Genomic DNA, 255 nt, shown 5'->3' on the forward strand with positions numbered 1-255 from the left:
CCATCCATTCCGATGACCTCTCCCACCCTCTAGCCAAAGAGTTTTTTTGTCGGCTCCAGAGTTAAGCTCTGGAATTTAAACAAAAACTTTTTTGGCCGCCTGCGGACGCTTTACGCCCAATAAAACCGGATAACGCTCGGACCTTTCGTATTACCGCTCCTGCTGGCACGAAATTAGGAGGTCCTTATTCATCTAGTACCGTCAAAAATTTCTTCCTAGATAAAAGCAGTTTACACCCCGAAGGGCGTCTTCCTG

1 rRNA gene is annotated in these 255 nt (G+C 47.1%); it reads right to left on the reverse strand.

Annotation, left to right across the window (positions count from 1 at the left end):
* A 16S ribosomal RNA gene (locus tag ACTHSL_RS13880) occupies positions 1-255 on the reverse strand; the annotation flags it as partial.

Source organism: Neisseria sp. P0008.S010, from assembly GCF_051962715.1.
Classification (GTDB): domain Bacteria; phylum Pseudomonadota; class Gammaproteobacteria; order Burkholderiales; family Neisseriaceae; genus Neisseria; species Neisseria elongata.